Origin of the sequence: Piscinibacter gummiphilus, assembly GCF_002116905.1 — a bacterium.
Lineage (GTDB): Bacteria > Pseudomonadota > Gammaproteobacteria > Burkholderiales > Burkholderiaceae_C > Rhizobacter > Rhizobacter gummiphilus.
This window is the reverse complement of the sequence record NZ_CP015118.1, coordinates 1,677,737-1,701,261: the sequence shown is the minus strand read 5'-3', so window position 1 is coordinate 1,701,261 and position 23,525 is coordinate 1,677,737. Positions and strand designations below refer to the sequence as shown.

Below are 23,525 nucleotides of genomic sequence, written 5' to 3'. Positions count from 1 at the left end.
GACCCGATGAGCGACGACACCCCCGACACCCCCACCCCGGCCGAGGCGCCCACGCCACGGGCGGTGCGCCGGCGCCGCCGCCGCATCGGGCTGTGGATCGGCCTCGCCGCAATGACCCTGACGCTGCTGCTCGTCGGCGGCGCGCTGTTCGGCGTGTTCTGGGCCGCGGCCAGCCCGCGCGGCACCGCGTGGCTGCTCGCGAACCTCGCGCGCACCGGCGTGGGTGTGCAGGTCATCGAACCCACCGGTGCGCTCATCGGCGACTTCGGCGCGAAGCAGGTCATCGTCACGTCGGGCCACACGAAGATCGTGGTCGACGACCCCGTCTGGAAGGGCCTGTCGGTCGCCTACACCCCGTACCCCGCCACGTGGGCGCGCCTGAAGGCCACCTCGCTGCACGCGACCCGCGTGACCATCACGGTGGCGCCCAGCGACACCCACGAGCCGTTCACGCTGCCGAAGAACCTGCAGCTGCCGGTCGAGATCGACATCGGCGAGCTGCAGGCCGGCGAACTGCTCGTGCCCGGCCTCGAGGACTACCCGCTGCGCGACGTGCGCGGCATCGTCCACATGGGCATGGACGAAGGCCGCAAGCACCGGTTCGACCAGGTCAGCGTGCGCGCCGAACCGCTGGTCGTCACTGGCTACGGCCACATCGACGCGGTGGGCGACCTGGCACTCGACGTCGCACTCGACGCGGTGCAGGCCGACCCCGCCGGCGCCACGCCGGGCCAGGCGCTGCCGGCCTGGGCCGCGGCGCTGCGCAAGGATTGGCAAGGCCGCCTGCGCGCGAAGGGGCCGCTCGCCGGCTTCGACACCACGTTGTCCGTCAAGGGCAAGGGCCAGACGCTCGACGCCGCCGCGAAGATCGAGGCCGACAAACCCTGGGTGCTGTCCGAGCTGGACCTGAAGACCCTCGCCTTCGACGCCTCCGCGATGAGCGCCCGCGCGCCGATGACCTCGCTGACCGGCAACGTGCGCATCGAGCCGCTCGACCCGGCCCGTGGCGCCGAAGGCGGCCTGAAGTTCGACGGCAGCCTCGTGAACGCCAAGCCGGGGTCGTGGGTCGACCGACACGTGCCGGTGCGCAGCCTGAAGGTCGACCTGCGCGGCCGCCCGCGTGCCGCCGGCCCGCTCGACCTCGCCACCTTCGAGGCCCTGCTGTCCGACGGCCGGCGCGACGCCGGCGTGCTGCGGGCCTCGGGCCACTGGGACGCCGACCGCTTCGACGTGAAGGCCGACCTCGACCAGGTGCGCCCGTCCGCCGTCGACCCGTCGCTGCCGGCGATGACCCTCACCGGCCCCATCGTGGCGTCGGGCACGTGGCCCACGTCGGCGGACGGCACACGCGCGGCGATCCCCGCGTTCCAGGCCACGGCCCAGCTCAACGGCCGCCTCGTCGACCTGAACCGCGCCGTGCAGGTGAAGCTGGAGGCGCTGGGCGACGGACAGCGCATCGACGTCAAGTCCTTCGAGGCGAACGCGGGCGGCGCGAAGGCGTCCCTGTCCGGCAACGCGGTGCGCTCGGCCTCGGCATGGCAGGTCGATGCGAAGGCCGCGCTGACCGACTTCGATCCCCGACTGTGGTTCCCCGCGCTGAACAGCGCCGCCTGGCAGGCGGGCAACCAGAGCCTGAACCTGAAGGCCGACGTGTCGCTCGCCATGCCCCACACCGTGCCCGTCGACAAACGCCTGGGCCCGCTGCTGTCCCGCGTGGCCGCGCTGCGAGGCACGGCGGGTGTCGAGGTGCTGCCGAGCGTGCTCGCCGGGGTGCCGTTGACCGGCTCGCTGTCGCTGAAACACCCCGGCGCCGCGGACGTGGTGCAGGCCGACGCGGCCGTCGACGTCGACGGCAACACGCTGAAGGCCTCGGGCCAGATCGCCCCCGACACCGACGGTGCGCGCGACCGCTGGAGCGCCACCGCGGAGATCCCGACCGTCGCCCGCCTGGGCCCGGTGCTGCGCCTCGTGCCGGGGGCCGTCGAATCGGGCCTGCTGGACGCCCTGGCGGGCAACGCGGGCGCCTCGCTCGACGTGCGCGGCCGCTGGCCCGCCGTCGACGTGGGCGGCCAGGCCCGCGTGGGCACGCTGCGCGCCGGTCCGCTGGCCCTCGACAAGGCCGACGCGCGCTGGGCCTTCGCCACCCGCACCGACGCGCCGCTCGATGTCCAGGTCACCGTCGACCAGGCCGGCTGGGGCACGCAGCGCACGGGCGCCACCAGCCTCGTGCTGAAGGGCACGCCGGGCAACCACGACCTGACCGTGCACACCGAACTGAAGGCCGCGCCACCGGCCTGGGCCGAGGGCCTGCAGCAGCGCCCGCCCTCGCCCACCGCCCCGCCGCGCACCCTCGTGGCCGGCACGGCCCGCGGCAGCCTGAGCGGCGGCCCGCTCGCCGGCGACACCGGCGTGCCCCTCGCCTGGAAGGGCACGCTGCAGCAGTTCGACCTGCGCAGCGGCCAGCCCGGTGCGGCCCCGTGGGTGTCCACGCGCAACGTGGGCATCGAGGTGCAGGCCGGTCCGGTGCCGCGCTTCGTGCTGTCGCCGGGCCGCGCCGACATCGTCTCGGCCGGCCTGAAGTGGGACCGCATCGAGTGGCAGGCCGACCAGGGCGTGCGCACGCAGCAGCTCGACATGCAGGCCGAACTGGAACCGCTGTCGGTGGCGCCGCTGCTCGCCCGCGCACAGCCCGACTTCGGCTGGGGCGGCGACCTGCGCATCGGCGGCAAGGTGAACGTGCGCCAGACCACCGAGTTCAGCGCCGACATCGTGCTCGAGCGGCTCAGCGGCGACCTCACGGTGACCGACGACGGCGGCACGCAGGCCCTCGGCCTCACCGACCTCGTGCTGTCCCTCAACGTGCAGGACGGCACCTGGACCTTCACGCAGGGCCTGGCCGGCAAGCAGCTGGGCGTGGCCGCCGGCGCGTTCGTCGCGCGCACGTCGCCGCAGCGGGCATGGCCCGATGCGGACGCGCCGCTCACGGGCGTGTTCGAGGCCCAGGTGGAGAACCTCGGCACCTGGGGCGCCTGGGTGCCCGCCGGCTGGCGCCTCGGCGGCCGCCTGCGCACCACCGCGAGCCTCGGCGGGCGCTTCGGCGCCCCCGAGTACACGGGCCGCATGGTGGGCAACGGCATCTCGGTGCGCAACCTGCTGGAAGGCGTGAGCGTCACGGACGGCGAGGTCGACATCTCGCTCAAGGGCGACACGGCCCGCATCGAGAAGTTCTCGGCCCGCGCCGGCGCCGGCAACGTGAACCTCGCGGGCGACGCCGAGTTCGGCGAACAGCCGCGCGCCGCGCTGCAGCTGACGGCCGAGAAGTTCCAGCTGCTCGGCCGCATCGACCGCCGCATCGTGGTCTCGGGCAAGGGCGACCTGCTGCTCGACCGCGACAACGTCAAGGTCGATGGCCGCTTCGGCGTCGACGAGGGGCTGATCGACTTCACCCGCTCGGACGCACCCGCGCTCGCCGGCGACGTCGTGGTGACCAACCGCACCGACAACGAACCGGTGGTGGTGCCCACGCCGCAGCGGCACCGCAACGTCTCGATCGACCTCGCCATCGACCTCGGCCGCAACCTGAAACTCAAGGGCCGTGGCATCGACACCGGGCTCGCCGGCGAACTCAAGATCAGCACCCCGAACGGCCTGCCGACCTTCAACGGCAGCATCCGCGCCGAAAACGGCACCTACGCGGCGTACAACCAGAAGCTCATCATCGACCGCGGCGTCATCACGTTCAACGGACCCGTGAACGACCCGCGCCTCGACATCGAAGCCACCCGGCCCAACCTCGACGTGCGCGTGGGCGTGGCCGTCAGCGGCAGCGCGCTCAACCCGCGCGTGCGGCTGTTCTCCGACCCCGAGATGTCCGACACCGACAAGCTGTCGTGGCTGATGCTGGGCCGCGCGAGCGACGGCCTCGGCACGCAGGACACTGCGCTGCTGCAGCGCGCCGCGCTCGCACTGATCGCCGGCGACAACCCGGGAGTCACCGACCAGGTGCTGCACTCCATCGGCCTCGACGACCTGTCGGTGCGCCAGACCGACGGCGACTCGAAGGACACGGTGGTCTCGGTCGGCAAGCAGATCTCGCGGCGCTGGTACCTCGGCTACGAACGCGGGCTGAACGCCACGCAGGGCACGTGGCAGCTGATCTACCGCGTGGCGCGGCGGTTCACGCTGCGGGCCGAGTCGGGGGTGGACAACTCGCTCGAGGTGATCTGGACCTGGCGCTGGGACTGAGGGCGCTCGTCTCTCGGTTCCCTCGCAAAAACAAGCTGTCACCCCGGCGCAGGCCGGGGCCCTGGGCGCCGTTCAGCACGTCGGTCTGGCCGAGGGTCCCGGCATGCGCCGGGATGACGTGTGTTTTTCCGGGGCAGCCCCTCAGGCGTTCTCTTCGCGCGTGGGACACGCCGACGACGTCCCCGGAGCCAGCACCACCGTCGGCTCGGTCTCGAACTTCTTCGCCGACCGGTACTCGGTGAGGTGGGTCGCGTAGCCCGGTTTCTCGACACACAGGTTCCAGAAGAAGACCTGGGCGCCGTGGATCATGAGCGATTCGACGCGCCACTCGTGCCGCCCGTCGAACGACACCACGCCGGACGCATCGGTCCAGCGCGTCTCGCGGTGCTGCTCGCGACCGTACGGGTACGCGTTCGACAGCAACACCACGCTCGCCCCCGCCACCGCCCGGCCCGCCGGGTCCACCACGCGCACGCGCGTGACCGGCTGGAGTTCCTTGTAGACGGGGTACGGCACGCAGCCCGACACGGCGAGGCAGGCGGCGAGGAGCAGCCGCCGCATCTCAGGCGGCGACCCGCTGGTCGGACGACGCCCACGTCGCCGGCCCCACGAGGCAGTACGTGCCGGTGACGGTGGTGGGCCGGTAGGCCGACCCGGGCACGCCGGTGGCGAACGCCCGGACCTTCGTGCAGCGGTCCGAGACGACCGAGGCCGTCACCGACACCTTCGGCAGGTGGCCGTACGGCAGGTCGTACGTGGACTCGGAGGCGGCCGGCTCGAAGCCGAGCGCCGAGGTGATGGCGATCAGCACGCTGTTGCGGCCCACCTCGGGAAAGCCGGTGGCGGCGAGGCCGTCGAGCAGCGTGGTGCGCGTGGGATCGTCGAGTCTCGGGGTCAGGGGCGACACGGCATGGCTCCCGGAAGCGGCGAGGAGGACGAGGGACAGGATGGCGGAACGACCTGCGGCCAAACGACCTCCTCCGATGCGGCTGCGTGCTTGTTCAGGCCGCTACTCTACGGCATCGCCCGCGCGCGGCTTCGCCTGCAGCAACGCGTCCAGCGCCTCGCCGATGGCGTCGGCCTTGTGCTCGCTGCCGTTGAGGGCTTCGCAGCTGCCGAGGGTCACGGGCGGGGCGGCCACGGCGAGCCGTTCGAAGTGCAGCACCTCGCAGTCGCACCGCAGGCGCGCCTTGACCGCCGACGTGCGACGGTCCCGGACCTCGGCGACCCAGCAGGCGTCGGCGCAGCCGCAGGAGCGGTACACGAGCGTCTCGCCGGGGTGTTTCCACGCGAGCGCGGTCGATCCCGTGCCGCCGGCGCTCCAGGCCGCGGACGCACACACGAGTCCCATCACGAAAAGAAGCCCGCGCCTCATCGTGCAGCGGGCAGGATCGACTGGTGGATGATGCGGCACGGCCGGTCGGGCTTGCAGATGCCGTCGAGGTGCCGGTAGCGCAGCAGCGCGGGTTGCCCCGGCTTCGGCCACTGCTTGCGCGGCAAGTTGCTCTGGTAGTCCGCGGTCTCGGGCACGAAGGAACGTTCGCCCGACCCGGCCGGACACTCCGCGCCGTTGCGCGCATGACCGCGGCGCACACGCACCGTCAACTCCGGCGGGTTGGCGCCGATGCGCACACTTTCGACGTCGTAGTCGCACACGACCCAGGAGTCCGCCATGGCGGGCAAGGCCGCACACAGCGCGATGAACGCCACGAGGCGCGGGACGCTCACGTCCGGGGCGCCTTCGGCACCGTGTAGGTCAGCTCCGCGAACCCCGTGCCCACCTGCCTCACGCCGGTGAGTGTCAGCGGCGGCGACACGATGCGGCGCGGCAGCAGCGGCTGGCCGGCGCCCAGCGTCACCGAACCGACCTGCACGAGAAGTTCGTCGAGCAGCCCGGCGTCGACGAACTGCCCGGCGAGGTCACCCCCGCCCACGACCCACACGTTCTGCCCGTTCGCCGCGCGCACCATGGCCTCGTGCACGGGCCGCACGTCGCCGCGGACGAAGCGGATGTCCGCCCCGGGGATGGGCGGCAGCACGCGGCTGCTGAACACCCACACGGGCTGCTCGTAGGGCCACGCGCCGGGCACCTCGGTGCCGGGCTTGACCACGTGGCGCAGCATCCACTCGTAGGTGGACGAGCCCATCGCCAGCGCGCCCACGTCGCGGATGAACGCCGAGTAGCTGGTGTCGGCGATGTCACCGAGCGGGAACAGCCACTCGAGCGAATGGTCCTCGGTGGCGATGAAGCCGTCGAGGCTGGTGGCGGTGTAATACTGCGTCTTCATGGCCTGGGTCGGGATCTCGTTCGTCGGAGCAGCGACAGCGTAGCCCAGGCGTTTGTGGAACGCCACTGTCGGAACCTGTCAGGACGCACCCACGCGGGTCGCATCGCCCAACGTGGCGGCGAGCGCCGCGGCCTCCTTCACGAGCGCGATGACGGTGTCGCGCGACAGCGGCGTCTCCGGCCCGAGGTGCAGGGTCGCCATCTCGTACTTCCCACCGCCCTTCAACCGCGGCTCGATGCCCCGCAGCCGCCGGCCCCGCCAGAAGCCGAACAGCACGCGCGTCTCCTCGGCGCGGACCAGCAGCACCGGGCCGTTCGAGAAGAAGACGAGGTGACCCCACTTCACCTCTTCCCGGAACGGCGCGGCCTCGTGCACGGCCGCACGCAGGGCCTCCACCTGACGCCGCTGCCAGCCGGACAGCGAGGCGACGTACGCGTCCGGGCTTTCCGCTGGTGTCGACGTCTTCATCATGGGCACGACCGGAGGATGGGACTCATCGGTGACGCGATGTCGGGCACGCCATCCGCCCCGAACTGCCGCACCGTGTGTTCGCACCCGCCGGGCACGAGTTCGATCCGCAGTTCGTAGTCGGCCCCGGCTTCCGGCACGAAGGCCGTGCCGACGTAGCAACTGCGGAACCGGCCGGGTGTGCCGTTCGGATCGAAGTCGCTCGCGAAGACGAACGGCGTCCCGGCCGTCACGAACCCTTCCGAAAAGCCCGACTTGCCGGTCGGCGGGTGCGGCAGGCCGAGTTCGCCCCGGGCCCGCGGCACGAGGTCGAACCGGCCGGCGGCCACGGCCTGCCGGGGCGGGAGGCACGCCTGCGGCAACTCGGCGATGCGCATGCGCAGGGTCTCGGCGTAGGGATGGAACACGATGCGCACGCGCGCCTGGGGCGGCGCCTCGCCGGGCGTGGCGCAGGCCGACAGGACGGCGGCGGCGAACGCGAGGGCGGTCGTCGCGACGAGTCGGAGGGTGGTCATCGGCGAACCTCGACCGAGGCCCGGATGTCGCGCACCAGTTCCGGCAGCCCGTCCGGGAAGGTGTGTCCACCCCGCTCCAGCGGACACGTCACGGCCTGCGGCATCGCCGCCGCGTAGCGGGCCAGGTGTTCGAACGACACCACCTCGTCGTCGCGGCTCTGGTACAGGCGGACCGACAAGGTGTCCGGCAGGGAGCGTGCGAAGCCGTCGCGCAGTTCGAACTCGCGCGTGTCCCAGTCCTGGACGCCCCACCACGGGGTCGCGACGAGGAACAGTGCCGCCGGCCACACGGCGCGCTCGCACTCGGTCAGGTACTTGAGCAGCACCGACCCGCCGAGGGAATGGCCCACGAGGATCCGGGGCGGATGGTCCGCCGGGATGCGCTGCACCAGTTCCGCGCGCCATCGCTCGTACGACGGGTCATGCGGCAGCGGCATCGTGGGGCCGTGGACGCGAAAGCCGGGGCCCAGTCCCTGGCGCAGGTGTTTCACGAGCGGCGAACTGCCCTGCCCGGCGGATTGCGGGCCCGCGCTGTGGATGAAGAGGACGTCGGTGGGCATCACGCGGCATTCTGCGACCCGGCCCCGCGCCGGCGCAACAAGGCACGCACCGCGACCCCGACGATGGCCAGGTTGATCGCCAGGACCGCGACGCCGATCCCGTCCTGCCGGTGGATCACCTCGGCCACCTCGAACGGCACGTAGATGGCCCCGCCCACCGCGGCCAGCACCTCGGCCCAGGCCGCCCCGCGGTACAGGCCGTACGCCTCCACGAAACGCACCGTGGCGTACAGCGCCGCCCCCGCCGCGAGCAGCGCGAGGCGGGCGTTCTGCAGGTGCGTGGCCGCCTCGATGAAGATGCCCGGGTAGTGCGCTGCCGGGTTCAGGTGCGTGTGTTCGACGAGGCGCAGTGCGAGTTCGTGCAGATCGCGGTGGACGAGCAGCAGCAGGCCGGAGGCAGCGGCGAGGGCGACGAGGCCCTTCGAGGCCTCGAAGACGGCGACGGCCTTCAGTGCGGGGTTGGATGGCATGCCGGTCAGGACCGCTTCCTGAAAAACGCCTCGTGCGGATGCGGCTTGCGCGCGGCCATCTCCGCCATGTGCTCGCGCTGGGCCCGCTTCGTTTCACGGACCTTCGCGCGGCACGGCGCGCACCGCACCGCCTCCGCGTAGATCGGGAACTTCAGCACCTCGTAGCAATGCCGCTGCGCTTCCTTCGTGAACACGAATGGGGCCGAACAGGTCTTGCACACGCCGGGCCGGTCCTCGTACCAGAAGAGCGGGCTGTACGAGTTGTGGGGATGGTGCTTCGACCAGTCGGCCACGATGGCGCCGGGCGGCATGCGGGCCATCGTCCAGGCGTAGTACTGAGGGGTCGTGTACTGAGGCCAGTCCACCGGCAGCGTTCGGGCCGAAGGTTGGGGCATGAGGTTCTTCTTCCTGCGTGTCATCGATTCAACGCGGCAGCGATGCCAGTTCAAGATGAACCTCGTAGAGCTTCCGGGCCGCGGGCACCCGCACCCGCTGTGAAAACGGCCGGACGTTGCCGAGTCGCCAGGAGAAGTATCCCGCTTGCCAGCCTGCAGAACAGGCCGCGGCGACCTCATCCGGAAGCCAGGGAGCAACCGACACCACATCGACCAGGGCCACAGCAACGCCGTCAGGATCCACTTGCCCATCCTCCGTGAGGAGTCGCGAGTTCTCGACGATGAGAAGGTCCTCGATCGGCAGCGTCGGTGGCTGCCACGACCGCACCTCCACAGTCTTCCGCCCAGCCGCGATGTTTTCGCCGTGCGGGGCCACGATGGAAAGCGCAGCAAGGATTCGCATGGTCAATCCGCCGGCTGATCGCTTTGCACCGTGAGGTTCGCCTTCAGCTCCGCCCCCATCGGATAGTTCAGGTTCAGGCCCTTCGGCGGGATCGGCTGCTCGAACCACTTGCGGTAGAGCTGCTGGAACTCGCCGGTGCGCATCAGCCGCGCGATCGTGCCGTCCACCAGCGTCTTGAACGCAGGGTCGTGCTTGCGCAGCATCGCGGCGTAGGGCTCGACCTGCACGGTTTCGCCCACCACCTCCCAGTCCGCGGGGCGCAGCGAGCTCGCGCGCAGGAAGTACAGGATCACGTCGTCCATCGCGTACGCGTCGGCGCGGCCCGTGGCCACCATCAGCGCGGACTCGGCGGGGTCCTTCGCGCTCAGCAGGTCGATGCCGAGGGACTGCTCCTTGTCGAGCCGGCGCATCAGCCGGTGGTTGCTGGTGCCCGTGGTGGAGACCACCGGGCGGCCGCGCAGGTCGGCGAACGAACGCACCGGCGACCCCGTGCGCACCAGCAGGCGCGTGCCCGCGTAGAAGTAGTTGATCGAGAACGCCACCTGCTGCTGGCGCTCGCGGTTGTTCGTGGTGGACGCGCACTCGACGTCGACGGTGCCGTTCTGCACGAGCGGGATGCGGTTGGTGGACGTGGTGGGTTGCATGCGCACGGTGACATCGCGACCCACGGCGCGGCGCACGTCGTCGACGATGTGCTGGCAGAGGTCGACGCCGAACCCCACCGGAGCGCCCTGCCCGTCGAGGTACGAGAACGGCATCGACGTCTCGCGGAAACCCACCGCGATCTCGCCGGTCTGCCGCACCTTGTCGAGCGTGCCGACCGGCTCGGCACGTGCGAGGCCGACCACCAGGAACAGCCCCCAGAACATCCAGCTCCCGCGCATCCGTCACCTCCCCCGAGGACCTTCGCGGCACGGTCGTGTCGCCGGGCCGTCGCCACACATCGTACCGCGACCTGTCCGAATGGGAGAGGACGCAGGCGTCCGGAGGAACGTCGACAGACACACGGACACGCGGGAGAGTCGAGCCATCCCGGTTCGACATCGCTTTCCCATGACCACACCCGCCTCCTCCGACCGCCGCGACTTCCTCCAGGCCGCCGCCGCATTCGGCATCACCACGCTCGCAGGCCCCGCCGTGTCCGCCATCAAGTCCGACCGGCCCGCCGCCGACCTGATCCTGCGCAACGGCCGTGTCACGACCTTCGACCCGAAACACCCCGAGGCCACGGCGGTCGCGCTGAAGGACGGCCTCGTGATGGCCGTCGGCACCGACGCGCAGATGGCCAAGCTCGCCGACGACCGCACCCGCACCCTCGACGTGGGCCGCCGCCGCGTGATCCCGGGCCTCACCGATTCGCACAACCACATCATCCGCGGCGGGCTGAACCACAACCTCGAGCTTCGGTGGGACGGCGTGCGCCGCCTCGGCGCGGCGCTCGAGATGCTGCGCGAACAGGCACGCCGCACGCCCGCGCCACAGTGGGTGCGCGTGGTGGGCGGCTGGAGCGAGTTCCAGTTCGAGGAGAAGCGCCTGCCCACGCTGCAGGAGATCAACGAGGCCGCGCCCGACACGCCCGTGTTCGTGCTCAACCTCTACAACATGGCGATGCTCAACCGCGCCGCGCTGCGCGCGGTGGGCTACACGAAGGACTCGGCCCAGCCGCCGGGCGCCATCATCGAACGCGACGCGCGAGGCGAACCCACGGGCCTGCTGCTCGCCGAGCCGAATGCCTTCGTGCTCTACAACACGCTGAACATGGGGCCGAAGCTGAGCCCGGAGAACCAGGTCAACTCGACGCTGCAGTTCATGCGCGAGGAGAACCGCCTCGGCGTCACGTCCATCGGCGACGCGGGCGGCGGCTTCCAGAACTATCCCGACGACTACAACGTCATCGACACGCTCGCCCGCGAGAACAAGCTGACGGTGCGCATCGCCTACAACCTGTTCCCGCAGAAGGCGAAGTCCGAGCTCGCGGACTTCCAGCGCTGGGTGCGCAGCAGCAAGCCGGGCCAGGGCACCGACCTCTACAAGCTCAACGGCGCCGGCGAGATGCTCGCGTTCTCGGCGGCCGACTTCGAGGACTTCCTGCAGCCCCGCCCGGAGATGCCCGCGTCGATGGAAGGTGACCTCGAGGCCGTGGTGCGTTTCCTCGCCGGCAACGGCTGGCCGTGGCGCATGCACGCCACCTACAACGAGACCATCTCGCGCGCGCTCGACGTGTTCGAGAAGGTGCACCGCGACATCCCCATCGACCAGCTCGGCTGGTTCTTCGACCACGGCGAGACGGTCACGCCCGCGAACATCGAGCGCATCCGCAAGCTCGGCGGCGGCATCGCGGTGCAGAACCGCATGTCGATGCAGGGCGAGTACTTCATCCGCCGCTACGGACTGAAGGCCGCGGCCGAGACGCCGCCGGTCAAGCGCATGATCGAGATGGGCGTGCCCGTCACGCTCGGCACCGACGCCACCCGCGTCAACAGCTACAACCCGTGGCAGGCGATCTACTGGCTCGTGTCGGGCCGCTCGATCGGCGGCACGGTGCTGTACCCCGAGGAGCGCCGCCTCGACCGCCACACGGCCCTGTCGCTGATGACCGCGAACGGCGCCTGGTTCTCGCGCGACACGGGAAAGAAAGGCGTGCTCAAGCCAGGTGCGTTCGGCGACGTGGCCGTGCTGGACCGCGACGTGATGACGGTGCCGGAGGACGAGATCCAGGACACCACGTCCGTGCTGACCATCGTGGCCGGCAACGTGGTGCACGGCAGCGACGGCTTCGCGCCGCTCGCCCCGCCGCTGCCGCCCGCCTCGCCCGACTGGTCGCCGGTGCGCACGTACGGGGGCTACCAGGCGCGGGGCCGCGTGAAGCTCGGGGCGAGCACGGGCGATGCCCGCTACCACTACGCGGCGATGTGCGCCTGCGCCAGCGCGTGCCTCGTGCACGGCCATGGCCACACCACCGCGGCGCTGTCGCAGGTGCCGACGTCGGATCCGCAGTCGTTCTGGGGCGCGCTGGGCTGCGCCTGCGCGGTGTAGGCACACGTGCCTAAAATGCAGCGATCCCATCTCGAAGGAATCGCTGCATGAGGCCGTCGTCGAAATCCCTGCCACGCCGCGGCGTGATCGTGGCCGCGGCCCTCTCGCTGCTGGGTTGCGGGAACCTGGTGCCTGCCCAGGACCCCAACGCCCCCGTCATCACCGGCACGGCCTCGTACAAGGCCCGCGTGACGATGCCGGCGGCGGCGATCTTCGAGGCCACGCTGGAGGACGTGTCGCGGGCCGATGCCCCGGCCGTGGTGGTCGCCTCGGTGCGGATGGAACGTCTCGACCCGCCGCCGTTCCGCTTCCGCATCCCGTACGACCCGGCGAAGATCGTGCCGGGCCACCGCTACGTGGTGCGCGCGCGCATCACCCTCAACGAGGTGCTGCGCTTCACCACCGACACCGCCTACCCGGTGCTGGGGCCGGACGGCAACAAGCACGTGAAGCTCGAGATGACCGGCGACGGCGGCGGCTACCGCCCCCTGCCGGGCACCTGACCGCCCTCAGCGGCGGCGCCGGCGCTTCGGCGCCGCGGGTGGGGCCACGTTCGGGAACCACACCTTCGTCCAGAAGTCGATCGAGTCCTTCATGCCCTGGTCGATCGTGCGCCGCGTCTCGGCCGCGGCCTGCGCGCGGGCGTGGCTCGCCATCGTGTTGGCCCCGCTCAGCCACAGGCTGAGCCACGGGTTCTTCTTGAGCCAGGGATTCGCCATGACACACCTCCGGTTCGAACCCGGACATCGTAGGCACCGCGGAGCACGCCGTCTGTAGGACGGCGGCGGGTCAGGCCGACGCGCGCACGCTGCGCAGCAGCGAGCCCACCGTGCCCTTGACGAGCACCTGCGTAGACAACGCGGCCAGCACCGACAGCACGAAGGCCGGCAGGCGGCCCCATGCGGGCAAGGTCAGCGACAGCACGATGCAGAAGGCCGCGAACCCGGCCATGCCGGTGACCATGCCGCGCAGCAGGTTCACGGTGAACGCCGGCCCCTGCCCGCGATGCGAGGAGACGGCCAGCACCGTGGTGAGGACCGGGAAGGTGGTCACGAGGCCGCTCCAGGACGGCCCCAGGTCGGCCGCGGCCGTGGTGATCGCGAGGGTCAGCAGGGCCCCCATCACCATGCGCACCGCCAGGTCGCGGTTGGTCACGGGACGGGGCGGGGCCGAGGCCTCGACCGGGGGAAACAGCCGGGGCACGAGCGCGAGACCGCCCAGGGCCAGCACGGCCGACGCGACCCAGCCCGGCGCCCCCACCGAGAGGGAACCCACCACGGCCAGCCAGCCGAGGCCCGCGGCCAGCCACGCGAGCGGCCAGGACACGCGCCGGCAGGCATGGGCGTACGCGAGGTTGAACGCGAGCACCGCGGCGAGGCCCGCCAGCGCGGAGACGGCCGCCTGCACGCCGAAGCTGTCGCCGTGTTCGAGGGTGAGCACGAGCAGGATGGGACCCACCACCACCGGCAGGCCGGCCAGGCGGCCCGCCACGCGCGGACCCCAGCGCCGGCCGGCGAGCGAGGTGGCGAGGAGCAGCAGCGGGACGAGGAACAGCTTGAGCAGCAACATGAGCAGGGCGCATTGTGCCCTGCCCCGGGTTCGCGTGCCTGACGTCAGGCCGTCTCGACCCCTGGCGTGCGCACCGCCCACTGGTCGAGGCACCGCCGCAGCTGGGCCATGCCGAACGGCTTGGTCAGCACGCCGTCGGTGCCGGCGCGGCGGGACGCTTCCAGGTCCTCGGCCTCGGTGCTGGCCGTCATGGCGATCACGGGCAGCCGCCGGGCGCCTTCGGAACGCTCGCGCTCGCGCAGCGCGCGTGTGGCGGCCAGGCCGTCGAGCAGCGGCATCTGCAGGTCCATCAGCACGAGGTCGAAGCGTTCGAGGGCCAGCGCGTCGAGCGCACGCTGGCCGTCCCCGGCGAGCACGCAGGCCACGCCCGCGTCGTGCAGCATCGCCTGCACGATCACCTGGTTGACGGGGTTGTCGTCGGCCACCAGCACCCGCGCGCCGCGGGCGGCGCACAACTCGGCAACCGGCGCCGGCTCGGATGGCTGGTTCGACACCGGGTCGAGCACCAGTTCGAGGGCCTTGCGCCGCACGGGCTTGTAGAGCGGCTCGCCCGCGTTCAGCGCGCCCACGAGCGTGTCGGCACCGAGCGGCGCGAGCACCACCACCCGCCGGCCCGCGGCCTGCTGCGCGGACATCCATCCCGGCACGTCGGCCAGCCCCTGCAGCAACGGGGCATCGACGAGCAGCAGCTGACCCGCCACGGGCGCCCCGTCCGGCAGGCCGTCGGTGACGGCGGGTTCGAGGCCGATCTCGTTGAGCAGTGCGCGCAGGTGGCGCTGCAGGCCCTCGCTGGCGGTGGCGAGCAGCACGTCCTCGCGGCGTTTCGGCATCGTCCACTCGGCCGGCCCCTGCTCGATGGCGAACGGCACGGTCAGCGCGAAGGTGCTGCCCTTGCCGGGCGTGCTGCACACGTCGACGCGCCCCCCCATCATGTCGGCCAGCTCGCCACAGATGGCCAGGCCGAGGCCCGTGCCGCCGTAGCGGCGGGTCACGGAATCGTCGGCCTGCGTGAACGCACGGAACAGGCCGGCGATCTGCGCGGGGGTCATGCCGATGCCGGTGTCGGCGACCTCGATGCGGACGCGGCACCGGTTGGCGCCTTCCGCGGGATCACGCTCGTCCACGCCCTCGAGCGAGAGGTGCACGTGCACCCCGCCCACCCCGGTGAACTTCACGGCGTTGCCCACGAGGTTGTTGACGATCTGGCGCAGGCGCGTGGGGTCGCCCACCACCGAGCGTGGCACGTCGGGGCTGCAGCTCGAGGTGAGCTCGATGCCCTTCGCGAAGGCCTGGGTCGAGAACAGCTCGTTCGCGTCGAAGACCAGGCTGCGCAGGTTGAACGCGCGCGGCTCGAGCTGCACCTTGCCGGCCTCGATCTTGGCCCAGTCGAGGATGTCGTTGACCAGCGCCAGCAGCGTTTTCGCGCTCTGGTGCTGCAGGCCCAGCAGCTGCGCGCGCTGCGCCTCGGACGTGCGAGCGGACTGCATCAGCTCGGCCGCGCCGATCACGCCGTTGAGCGGGGTGCGGATCTCGTGGCTCATGTTCGCGAGGAAGCGCACTTTCACCGCGGCGGCCTCGTTCGCACGCTGCGTGGCCTCGGCCAGCGCCTGGCGCAGACGGTGGTTCCAGTGGACGCCGAGGCACACGCACAGGCACAGCACGAGCGACGAGCCGATCACCGCGATGGTCATCTGGCCGTGTCCGGTGCCGGCGATCATCAGCAACGAGCGCGACGTCTGCACGTCCTGGTCGGCGAGCCACAGCGTGTGCGCGAACAGGGCCAGGAACAGCACCGCCCCGAGCCGCATGGACCCCGCCAGCACGGCCAGCACCGGCGGCAGCACCATCCACCACAGCGCCGACGAATAGAGGCCCAGCTGGAACAGCGTGGCCACGCCGTACGCCGCGAACAGCACGACGTTGAGCCCGTCGAGCGCCGTGCGGTAACGCCGCGTCCACAGGCCCAGCCCCAGCGCCGCCACGGACGAGAGGGTGACGGTCAGGCTGATCCACGGGAAGTTCGGGTAGCCCGCGAGGTGCAGGTAGCCGAGGTAGAACGTGCCCACCGCGAAGAACAGCGCGCACTGGAGCCACAGCATCCGCCGATGCACCTCGAGGTCGAGGCGATCGGGAAAGGCCGGATCGGTGTCGGCGGGAGCGGCGGGCATCTGGGGTGGAGCGGATCGGCCGTGAGGGTCGGTCGATTCTGCGGCACCCCGCCGCCGGCCGGAGTGATGTAAATCACCGAGAAGGCCGCCGACCGTGGGAACTTCACGCGCCGGCCCGGAACCTGGCGGCCACGGTGGCGATCACCGCATTGCGCCGCTCGAGCGGCGCCTTCCCGCCGGTCAGGTACACCGCCACCACCACCGGCGGACGGCCCGGCGGCCAGAACACGCCCACGTCGTTGGCGCTGCCGTTGGAACCCGTGCCGGTCTTGTCGGCCAGGCGCCAGCCCGCCGGCAGGTCCTTGCGCAGGCGTTCGCCGCTCGTCTGCGTGCCCAGCATCCACGCGGTCAGCTGCTGGCGGGAGGCCGGCTTCAGCACGTCGCCCAGCAGCACCGCGCGCAGCGTGCGGGCCATCGCGGCCGGCGTGGTGGTGTCGCGCGGGTCGCCCTCGCGGGACTCGTTCAGCGCGGGTTCGGTGCGGTCCAGGCGGGTCGCCGGGTCCCCCGCCGAGCGGGCGAACGCGGTGACGGCGGCCGGGCCGCCATAGGTGGCGAGGATCAGGTTGGCCGCGGCGTTGTCGCTCAACGCGATCGTGGCGTCGCACAGCTCGCCGAGGGACAGCGAGCCGCCCACGTGTTTCCCGGTGGTGGGCGAGTGGTCGAGGATGTCGGCCGCCGACACGGGCAGCTGGCGCTCCAGCGATTCCTCGCCGGCATCCACGCGCTGCAGCACTTTCGCCGCGGCCAGCCACTTGAACGTGCTGCACATCGGGAAGCGCTCGTCGAGGCGGCGGCCCGTGAGCCCACCCGTCGCGGAGTCGAGCACGGCCACGCCGAGCCGCCCGCCCACCGTGCGCTCCAGATCGGCCAGCCCCGAGGTTTTCTGGGCGCTGGCACCCAGGCTCCACCCGGCCAGCGCCAGTCCGGCGGCCGCGTTGAAGATCCGTCGATCCATCTCGTTCTCTCCTGTGTCGTTGTCGATGGGGACGCACGATAGCGATCGACCCCGGCGGGGACAAACGGGCATTTTTCAGGCGAGCCCATTGAAAAACTTGGGTCTCGGTCGCCAGAATGGCGGCATGCACCTGCCCCTCAACGCCCTGCGCGCCTTCGAGACGTCCGCCCGCCACCTGAGCTTCACGAAGGCGGCCATCGAGCTGAACGTGACGCAGACGGCGGTGAGCCAGCAGGTGAAGAACCTCGAGTCGCGCCTGGGCGTGGTGCTGTTCCGGCGGCTGCCGCGCGGCCTCGCGCTCACCGACGAAGGCCTCGCGCTGCTGCCCGTGCTGGCCGACAGCTTCGGGCGCATCGGCGCGGTGCTGGGCCAGTTCGAGGACGGGCGCTTCCGCGAGTCGCTCACCGTGGCGGCCGTCGGCACGTTCGCGGTCGGCTGGCTGATGCCGCGGCTCGACGCGTGGCGGCGCCAGCATCCCTTCGTGGACCTGCGGCTCTTCACGAACAACAACCGCGTGGACCTCGCAGGCGAAGGCCTCGACTTCGCCGTGCGGTTCGGCGACGGCGCGTGGCACGGCACCGAGGCCGACCCGCTGCTCGAGGCGCCGCTCTCGCCGGTGTGCGCCCCGGCGGTGGCCGAGCGCCTGCACCATCCCGCGGACCTCGCGCGCGAGACGCTGCTGCGTTCATACCGGGCCGACGAATGGGCCCACTGGTTCGCGGCCGCGGGCCGGCCCTGCCCGCTGCTGCGCGGCCCCGTGTTCGATTCGTCGACGACGATGGCCGCCGCCGCGGCGGCCGGTGCGGGGGTGGCGCTGCTGCCGCCGGCGATGTTCGCGACAGACCTCGCCGACGCGCGCCTCGTCCGGCCCTTCGCCCACGAGGTGGTCACGGGACGCTACTGGCTCACGCGCTTGAAGTCGAAGCGGCCGACACCGGCGATGCGGGACTTCCGCGACTGGCTGCTGGCCGAAGTCGCCGCCTAGAAGTGCGTCGTGACGGCGTCGACGACACGGTAGTCGGCGTCCACCACGGGCATCCACGGCCACTTGTCGAACGTGGTGCACGGGTGCGAGATGCCGAGGCCCACGCGTTCGCCCACCACGGGGGCGAACGGCTCGTCCGCGGGATCCCACCGCAGGTAGGCGTGCTGGTCGTTGAGCGCGTCGATGCGCCAGCTCGCGGGCACGGGCGACGCGGTGCGCGCGCCGCGCGCGGCGCGGAACTGGGGGATGGGCATCGTCATGTCGAAGGAGAGGTCGCGCTTGCCGGCCGCGACGATCGCGAGGCCGGGTTCGGGGCTCGACTGCACCGCGGCCCACACCTCGAGCGCGGGCTTCAGCGTGCTGTCGCAGACGCAGCCGAGGCGGGCCTCCACCTCGTGCACCATGCGCCGGTAGAAGCCGTGGTCGTGCGTGATGTAGCACCCCGAGCGCAGCAGCCCGCGCACGCCGCGGCCGAGCGTCGGCACGAGCCGGCCCGCCACCAGGTCGAAGATCGCGGAGCCTCCGGCGGACATCAGCACCTCGTCGGTGTCGAACAGCCCCGCCGTGTCGCAGAACACGGCGAGCGCCTCGACGCGGTCCATCAGCGCGTTCGCGTAGGCCTCGTCGGCAGCGCGGTCGCCCCGGGCACCGAGCCCCTCGTAGCATTCGATGCCGACGAGGTTCACCGCGGTGCTGGCATGCAGCCGCGTGGCCAGCGCCTCGCCCTCGGCCGCGGAACGCACGCCGGTGCGGCCGCCGGGCACCCCCACCTCGATCAGTGCCTCGAACGGCTCGGACGGCGGGCGGCGCGCGCGCCACGCCTCGACGAGGTCCAGCTGCGCGAGCGAGTCGACGAGGAACACGACCCGCAGGCCCGCGTGGTCGCGGCGCAGCTGCTGGATGCAGGCGAGATCGGCATCCGCGAACACCTGGTTCGCGATCAGCGTGTTGCGCACGCCGGCCGCCACGCCCACCGCGAGTTGCGTGACGTTGGCGAACGTGATGCCCCAGGCCCCGGCGTCGAGCTGGCGCGCGAAGAGCTGCGGCGACATCGTGGTCTTGCCGTGCGGCGCCAGGTCCACCCCCCAGCGCGACGCGCGCCGCTGCATCCAGGCCACGTTGTGCTCCAGCGCCTCGCGCTTGAGCACCGCGACCGGCAGTGGCAGGTCGTCGGCGAGCACGTTCCAGCCGAGCTGGGCCACCTCGCTGCGGCGCATCAGGCGCTGGCCGTGCGGGAAACCCTTCATGCCGGACTGCAGCAGCGGGTCGAGCAGGTCGTCGGGGGTCATGGGGACATCATCGCCGGTTGAGGAATGGGGGACAAGGACACACGGTCATCGCGGCGAGCGCGACCTCAGTTCGCGAACGCGATCACGTTCTTCAGGAACACGCAGGGCACGTCCCCCTCGTTGAGGTACTCGTACCCGGTGTCGGTGGGGAACAGGTGGGACCGCCCGGCCCCCAGCGCCAGCTTGCGGCGCCCGATCTTCAGGGTCAGCGTGCCGTCGGCGATGTAGAGCATCTCGTGGAACCCGGCGGGGTCGGTCGTGGCCACGTACCGTTCACCCGCCGCCAGCCGCCACTCCCACAACTCGAACGCCCCCTGGCCCAGCTGGTGGCTCTGCAGCAGCGTGGCGTGGCTGCCCTCGCGTTCACCACGCCAGGCGAGCACCGGAGCCTCGCCGCCGGCGGCGGGGCGGATCAGCTCCGCGAACGTGACCCCCAGCACCCGCGCGAGGCGGTCGAGCGTGGCGAAGCTGACGTTGGCGTCACCGGCTTCCAGCGACACCAGCATGCGGCGGCTCACGCCCGAGGCGTCGGCGAGCGCCTGCTGGCTCAGGCCCCGCGCGGCACGGGCCGCGCGCAGGTTGTCCGACAGATGCTGAAGGACTTCGAGGGAACTGCCGGTCATGTGCGCAGTATACTGCCCATCCTTGCGCAGTTTATTGCGCAATCCCCGCCATGAACACTTCCGCCACCCTGCCCGCTCCCGCCGCCTCCGCCCCGCACCACCGCCGCGAGGCCGTGCTCGTCTTCATCACGATGCTGTGGGGCGGCACGTTCCTCGCCGTGCACAACGCGCTGCAGTGGAGCGGGCCGTTCGCGCTGGTGGGCGTGCGCTTCGGACTGGCCGCGCTGATGCTCGCGGTGTTCCTGCGAGGCAAGCTGCTGAAGATCACGGCGCACGAGCTGCGCGTGGGCGCGCTCATCGGCACCGCGCTCTTCTTCGGCTACTCGCTGCAGTGCATGGGGCTCGAGACCATCTCCAGCAGCAAGTCGGCGTTCCTCACGGCGCTGTACGTGCCCATGGTGCCGCTCGTGCAGTGGGTGTGGCAGAAGCGTGCGCCGTCGGTGGCCGCGTGGATCGGCATCGCGCTCGCGTTCGCCGGCACGGTGTGCCTCGCCGACCCCACGGCGCTCGACTGGCAGTTCGGCATCGGCGAGGCGCTCACCATCACGGCGGCGCTCGCCATCGCCTTCGAGATCATCCTGCTGAGCCGCTTCGCCCACGGCTGCGACCCGTCGCGGCTCGCGTTCGTGCAGATGGTGTTCGTGGGCACGGCCTGCGCCGCGGTGTCGGTGGTGCGCGGCGAGGGCATGCCCGAACTGCACCCCACGTTCGTGTTCACCCTCGTCGGGCTGGCCGCCGCCACCGCCTTCATCCAGTTCGCCATGAACTGGGCACAGCAGGTGGTGTCGGCCACGCGCGCGACGCTGATCTACTCGCTCGAACCGGTGTGGGCCGGGCTCGTGGGCCGCATCGCGGGCGAACAGTTGGGGCCGCTCGGGATCACCGGCGGCGTCCTCATCGTGCTCGGCCTGGTCGTGACGTCCCGCAAACCGGCGACGACCGAACACCCTGCCTGATCAGGCGGTGATGCGCCGCAGCGACTCCACCGTGCGCACCGCGGCCACGGCCGCCTCGGCGCCCTTCTTCACGAAGTGTTCGCTGAAGTAGCGGCGGTGTTCCTCGTGCTCGTGGAAGTGGTGCGGCGTGAGCACGGCCGACATCACGGGCACGCCGGTGTCGAGCTGCACGCGCATCAGCGCCGACACCACGGTGTCGGCCACGAAATCGTGGCGGTAGATGCCGCCGTCGACCACGAGGGCCGAGGCCACGATCGCGGCGTAGCGGCCGGTCTCGGCGAGGCGCTTGGCGTGCAGCGGGATCTCGAAGGCGCCGGGCACGCCGAAGACGTCGACCGCATCGGCGGGAAGCCCCAAGCGGCCCAGTTCGGCGAGGAAACCTTCGAGGGCACGCTCGACGATGTCGGCATGCCACTGGCCATGCACGAACGCGAAGCGGGGACGTTGGGAGGAGGAGGCAACAGACTGATTCATGGTGTTCTTCAATGAACGACAAAGGCCAGAATCAGGGCGCACGAGTCCGCCACGCCACGGGCGGCGCCCGGCAGGGAGCCACCATGGTGATGGAGGACGTCGCGCTCTCTTTCATCCGGACTGTGACCGTCGGCCCCGGGATCCAACCGGGTCTGCTGACCCCGGCACGGGGAGTGCCGGGCGCTCGCGGGCTTGTGCGAACGAGTCGCCATCACCGCCGGTGGGGAATTCCGCCCCGCCCTGAGAACGCAGCGGCGGGTTCGCACCCGCCACGGGCCGATGATAACGGACCTGCGGAAAACCCGCAGTCCGCCACGTGACACCGGTCAATCGCCCGTCACAGGAACATGCCACCCGACGCCTCGACCCGCTGGCCGTTGATCCAGCGGCTGTCGGCCGACAGCAGCGCCGACACGGCCTGCCCGATGTCATCCGGCAGGCCCACGCGGCCGAGGGCCGTCTGCGCGGCGATGCCCGCGTTCATCTGCGCGTTGTCGCGCACCACGCCGCCGCCGAAGTCGGTCTCGATGGCGCCGGGAGCGAGCGTGTTCACGCGGATGCCGCGGGCGCCCAGTTCCTTCGCCTGGTAGCGCGTCAGCACCTCGATGCCCCCCTTCATCGCCGCGTACGCGGCGAAGCCCGGCAGCGTGAACCGCGCGAGGCCGGTGGACACGTTGAGGATCGCCCCGCCGTCGGCGATCAGTGGCAGCAGCGCCTGCGTCAGGAAGAACGGGCCCTTGAGCTGGATGCGCATCAGCTCGTCGAACTGGGCCTCGGTGGTGTCGGCGAAGGCCGCGTGGATGCCGATGCCGGCGTTGTTGACGAGGTGGTCGAACGCCGTGCGCTGCCACGTGGCGGCCAGCACCTGCTTCACGCGTGCCGCGAACGCGGGGAACGACGCGCTGTCGCCCACGTCGAGGGACAGCGCCACCGCGCGGCGGCCGAGCGCCTCGATGGCCACCACCACCTCGTGCGCGGCGGCCTCGCTGCCGCGGTAGGTCAGCACGATGTCGTGGCCGCGGGCGGCCAGCGCCAGCGCGGCGTTGCGGCCGAGGCCGCGGCTGCCGCCGGTGACGAGGGTGATGGGGTGTTGGGTGCTGGTCATGTCGGTGCCTCGATGAGGTGATGAGTCGGTGCATGCACTGTAGGAAGTGCACCGCTGCGGATAAAGTCGCGAGGCCCGATCTCACCGTTCAGCCAGCGAGAACAAACAGCCCATGGAACTCGACGCCCTGCGCACCTTCGTCAAAGTCGCGGAACTGGCGAGCTTCACGCGCGCGGCGGAGCAGCTGGGCATGCCCAAGGCGCGCGTGTCGACCACGGTGCAGGGGCTCGAGACGCAGCTGGGCACCCGACTGCTCCACCGCACCACGCGCAGCGTGCGCCTCACGCCGGACGGGGAGGCCTTCGTCGAACGCGCGGCGGCGCTGCTGGCCGACGCCGAGCAGGTGCAGTCGATGTTCCAGCAGGGCCCGGGAAGCCTCAAGGGCCGGCTGCGCATCGACCTGCCCACGCGCATCGCACGCACCGCGGTGATCCCGCGCCTGCCCGAGTTCCTCGCGCTGCACCCCGGCCTCGCCATCGAACTGAGCACCACCGACCGGCGCGTCGACGTGATCGACGGCGGCTTCGACTGCGTGTTGCGCATCGGCACGCTCGACGACTCCAACCTCGTCGCGCGGCCCGTGGGCCACATGCGCATGGTGAACTGCGCGAGCCCGGCCTATCTCGAGGCGTTCGGCACGCCGAAGCGCCTGGACGACCTGGCGCACCACCGCCTCGTGCGCTACTCGCAGACGCTCGACGCACGGCCTCCGGGCTGGGAGTACCCCGACGGCAAGGGCTGGAAGCTGCTCGACATGGACGGGGTCATCACCGTCAACAACACCGATGCCTACGAAGCGGCGTGCCTCGCGGGCCTCGGGCTGATCCAGGCTCCGCTGGTGGGCATGACGCAGCACCTCGCCGAAGGCCGGCTCGTGGAGGTGCTGCCGAAGTGGCGCGCAAAGCCGATGGCCGTGTCGCTGCTGTACCCCGGACGCCGCAACCTGCCGCGGCGCGTGGCCGTGCTGATGGACTGGCTGGTGGAGGTGCTGGCGCCCTACGTGAGCGCCGGCCGGTGAAGG

Annotated in this window: 26 protein-coding genes and 1 riboswitch; of the genes, 6 read left to right on the top strand and 20 right to left on the bottom strand. The window is 71.5% G+C overall.

Features of this window, described 5'->3' with window-relative positions; all coding sequences use genetic code 11:
• The first annotated feature begins 6 nt into the window (after positions 1-6).
• Positions 7-4,245: a translocation/assembly module TamB domain-containing protein gene (locus A4W93_RS07680; protein ID WP_085750058.1), complete on the top strand. Its 4,239-nt coding sequence runs from the start codon at positions 7-9 to the stop codon at positions 4,243-4,245.
• A gap of 141 nt (positions 4,246-4,386) precedes the next feature.
• On the opposite strand, the gene A4W93_RS07675 is transcribed toward A4W93_RS07680, so the two are convergent.
• The 12 genes from A4W93_RS07675 to A4W93_RS07620 all read right to left on the bottom strand — a co-directional run bounded on the left by A4W93_RS07675 (position 4,387) and on the right by A4W93_RS07620 (position 10,228).
• Positions 4,387-4,806 (bottom strand): carboxypeptidase-like regulatory domain-containing protein, encoded by a 420-nt coding sequence (locus A4W93_RS07675; RefSeq protein WP_085750057.1) that lies wholly within the window; start codon positions 4,804-4,806, stop codon positions 4,387-4,389.
• A gap of 1 nt (position 4,807) precedes the next feature.
• Entirely contained in the window at positions 4,808-5,152 is a 345-nt protein-coding gene (locus A4W93_RS07670) for a hypothetical protein (protein ID WP_157131613.1), read from the bottom strand.
• A 102-nt stretch (positions 5,153-5,254) separates the two neighbouring features.
• The gene (locus A4W93_RS07665) at positions 5,255-5,596 is read right to left on the bottom strand and encodes a hypothetical protein (protein ID WP_099959870.1); all 342 of its coding nucleotides are present in this window, start codon (positions 5,594-5,596) and stop codon (positions 5,255-5,257) included.
• 20 nt (positions 5,597-5,616) lie between these two features.
• Complete coding sequence (locus A4W93_RS07660; RefSeq protein ID WP_218919189.1) at positions 5,617-5,973, bottom strand: hypothetical protein; 357 nt, start codon at positions 5,971-5,973, stop codon at positions 5,617-5,619.
• Positions 5,970-6,533, bottom strand: coding sequence for a dihydrofolate reductase family protein (locus A4W93_RS07655; RefSeq protein WP_085750054.1), 564 nt, complete (start codon positions 6,531-6,533; stop codon positions 5,970-5,972). Before A4W93_RS07655 ends, A4W93_RS07660 begins: the two co-directional genes overlap by 4 nt.
• Before the next feature lie 78 nt (positions 6,534-6,611).
• Positions 6,612-7,004, bottom strand: coding sequence for a DUF1801 domain-containing protein (locus A4W93_RS07650; RefSeq protein ID WP_085750053.1), 393 nt, complete (start codon positions 7,002-7,004; stop codon positions 6,612-6,614).
• Positions 7,001-7,516, bottom strand: coding sequence for a hypothetical protein (locus A4W93_RS07645; protein WP_085750052.1), 516 nt, complete (start codon positions 7,514-7,516; stop codon positions 7,001-7,003). Before A4W93_RS07645 ends, A4W93_RS07650 begins: the two co-directional genes overlap by 4 nt.
• The gene (locus tag A4W93_RS07640) at positions 7,513-8,076 is read right to left on the bottom strand and encodes an alpha/beta fold hydrolase (protein ID WP_085750051.1); all 564 of its coding nucleotides are present in this window, start codon (positions 8,074-8,076) and stop codon (positions 7,513-7,515) included. The genes A4W93_RS07645 and A4W93_RS07640 overlap by 4 nt, the downstream gene beginning before the upstream one ends.
• Positions 8,076-8,546, bottom strand: coding sequence for a DUF2127 domain-containing protein (locus A4W93_RS07635; RefSeq protein WP_085750050.1), 471 nt, complete (start codon positions 8,544-8,546; stop codon positions 8,076-8,078). The genes A4W93_RS07640 and A4W93_RS07635 overlap by 1 nt, the downstream gene beginning before the upstream one ends.
• Before the next feature lie 5 nt (positions 8,547-8,551).
• Positions 8,552-8,941, bottom strand: coding sequence for a zinc-ribbon domain containing protein (locus A4W93_RS07630; RefSeq protein WP_157782132.1), 390 nt, complete (start codon positions 8,939-8,941; stop codon positions 8,552-8,554).
• A gap of 28 nt (positions 8,942-8,969) precedes the next feature.
• On the bottom strand, positions 8,970-9,344 hold the full coding sequence (locus A4W93_RS07625; RefSeq protein WP_085750048.1) for an ASCH domain-containing protein: 375 nt from the start codon (positions 9,342-9,344) through the stop codon (positions 8,970-8,972).
• 2 nt (positions 9,345-9,346) lie between these two features.
• Positions 9,347-10,228, bottom strand: coding sequence for an amino acid ABC transporter substrate-binding protein (locus A4W93_RS07620; protein ID WP_085750047.1), 882 nt, complete (start codon positions 10,226-10,228; stop codon positions 9,347-9,349).
• 169 nt (positions 10,229-10,397) lie between these two features.
• Here A4W93_RS07620 and A4W93_RS07615 point away from each other — a divergent pair, with 169 nt between their 5' ends.
• On the top strand, positions 10,398-12,380 hold the full coding sequence (locus A4W93_RS07615; protein WP_085750046.1) for an amidohydrolase: 1,983 nt from the start codon (positions 10,398-10,400) through the stop codon (positions 12,378-12,380).
• 47 nt (positions 12,381-12,427) lie between these two features.
• Positions 12,428-12,883, top strand: coding sequence for a YbaY family lipoprotein (locus A4W93_RS07610; protein ID WP_085750045.1), 456 nt, complete (start codon positions 12,428-12,430; stop codon positions 12,881-12,883).
• 6 nt (positions 12,884-12,889) lie between these two features.
• Here A4W93_RS07610 and A4W93_RS07605 read toward each other — a convergent pair whose 3' ends face one another.
• The 4 genes from A4W93_RS07605 to bla all read right to left on the bottom strand — a co-directional run bounded on the left by A4W93_RS07605 (position 12,890) and on the right by bla (position 17,072).
• Positions 12,890-13,099, bottom strand: a complete 210-nt coding sequence (locus tag A4W93_RS07605; RefSeq protein ID WP_085750044.1) for a hypothetical protein — start codon at positions 13,097-13,099, stop codon at positions 12,890-12,892.
• 70 nt (positions 13,100-13,169) lie between these two features.
• Positions 13,170-13,949 (bottom strand): hypothetical protein, encoded by a 780-nt coding sequence (locus tag A4W93_RS07600; protein WP_085750043.1) that lies wholly within the window; start codon positions 13,947-13,949, stop codon positions 13,170-13,172.
• A 44-nt stretch (positions 13,950-13,993) separates the two neighbouring features.
• Positions 13,994-16,117 carry an ATP-binding protein gene (locus A4W93_RS07595; protein ID WP_237357722.1) on the bottom strand — a complete coding sequence of 708 codons (2,124 nt, stop codon included), beginning with the start codon at positions 16,115-16,117 and terminating at the stop codon, positions 13,994-13,996.
• 103 nt (positions 16,118-16,220) lie between these two features.
• Positions 16,221-17,072 carry a class A beta-lactamase gene (bla, locus tag A4W93_RS07590; protein ID WP_085750042.1) on the bottom strand — a complete coding sequence of 284 codons (852 nt, stop codon included), beginning with the start codon at positions 17,070-17,072 and terminating at the stop codon, positions 16,221-16,223.
• 124 nt (positions 17,073-17,196) lie between these two features.
• On the opposite strand from bla, the gene A4W93_RS07585 reads away from it, so the two are divergent.
• Complete coding sequence (locus tag A4W93_RS07585; protein WP_085750041.1) at positions 17,197-18,057, top strand: LysR family transcriptional regulator; 861 nt, start codon at positions 17,197-17,199, stop codon at positions 18,055-18,057.
• Here the strand turns inward: A4W93_RS07585 and A4W93_RS07580 are convergent.
• Together A4W93_RS07580 and A4W93_RS07575 are read right to left on the bottom strand one after the other, a co-directional pair.
• The gene (locus A4W93_RS07580; RefSeq protein ID WP_085750040.1) at positions 18,054-19,346 is read right to left on the bottom strand and encodes an alanine racemase; all 1,293 of its coding nucleotides are present in this window, start codon (positions 19,344-19,346) and stop codon (positions 18,054-18,056) included. The two genes, A4W93_RS07585 and A4W93_RS07580, sit on opposite strands and share 4 nt — an antisense overlap.
• A 65-nt stretch (positions 19,347-19,411) precedes the next feature.
• On the bottom strand, positions 19,412-19,969 hold the full coding sequence (locus tag A4W93_RS07575) for a helix-turn-helix domain-containing protein (protein WP_085750039.1): 558 nt from the start codon (positions 19,967-19,969) through the stop codon (positions 19,412-19,414).
• 50 nt (positions 19,970-20,019) lie between these two features.
• Here A4W93_RS07575 and A4W93_RS07570 point away from each other — a divergent pair, with 50 nt between their 5' ends.
• The gene (locus A4W93_RS07570; RefSeq protein ID WP_085750038.1) at positions 20,020-20,925 is read left to right on the top strand and encodes a DMT family transporter; all 906 of its coding nucleotides are present in this window, start codon (positions 20,020-20,022) and stop codon (positions 20,923-20,925) included.
• Here the strand turns inward: A4W93_RS07570 and A4W93_RS07565 are convergent, their stop codons facing one another.
• Both A4W93_RS07565 and A4W93_RS07560 read right to left on the bottom strand, forming a co-directional pair.
• Complete coding sequence (locus tag A4W93_RS07565; protein WP_085750037.1) at positions 20,926-21,399, bottom strand: 6,7-dimethyl-8-ribityllumazine synthase; 474 nt, start codon at positions 21,397-21,399, stop codon at positions 20,926-20,928.
• A 99-nt stretch (positions 21,400-21,498) separates the two neighbouring features.
• Positions 21,499-21,651, bottom strand: a riboswitch (FMN riboswitch).
• 85 nt (positions 21,652-21,736) lie between these two features.
• Positions 21,737-22,504 (bottom strand): SDR family NAD(P)-dependent oxidoreductase, encoded by a 768-nt coding sequence (locus tag A4W93_RS07560; protein WP_085750036.1) that lies wholly within the window; start codon positions 22,502-22,504, stop codon positions 21,737-21,739.
• Positions 22,505-22,616: 112 nt separating this feature from the next.
• Between A4W93_RS07560 and A4W93_RS07555 the strand changes: the two genes are divergently transcribed.
• A complete protein-coding gene (locus A4W93_RS07555) occupies positions 22,617-23,522 on the top strand; it encodes a LysR family transcriptional regulator (RefSeq protein WP_085750035.1) in 906 nt (301 codons plus the stop codon).
• The last annotated feature ends 3 nt before the right edge of the window (positions 23,523-23,525 follow it).